Genomic DNA, 345 nt, shown 5'->3' with positions numbered 1-345 from the left:
ATTCTCAACCAGAACCGATTGTCGAAAATCTGCTCATTCTAGAAAGACAAGAGTCGATCGAACTTTCTCAACCAGAATCTGAACTGATTTTAGATGCACCAAAGTCGATCGAGCATTCTCAACCAGAATCTGAACTGATTTTAGATGCACCAAAGTCGATCGAACGTTCTCAACCAGAACCCCAACCGATTTTAGATGCACCAAAGTCGATCGAGCGTTCTCAACCAGAATCTGAACTGATTTTAGATGCACCAAAGTCGATCGAACATTCTCAACCAGAATCTGAACTGATTTTAGATGCACCAAAGTCGATCGAACATTCTCAACCAGAATCTGAACTGATTT

The 345-nt window shown here is 41.2% G+C and carries 1 pseudogene; it reads left to right on the top strand.

Annotated elements, in window-relative coordinates:
• Window positions 1-345: pseudogene (locus tag QUB16_RS16115) on the top strand (ATP-binding cassette domain-containing protein); the annotation flags it as partial.

Source organism: Microcoleus sp. D3_18a_C4, from assembly GCF_036702415.1.
In the GTDB taxonomy this organism is placed as follows: Bacteria; Cyanobacteriota; Cyanobacteriia; order Cyanobacteriales; family Microcoleaceae; genus Microcoleus.
Note: the sequence above shows the minus strand (reverse complement) of the source record. Positions and strands in the feature narration are given on the sequence as shown.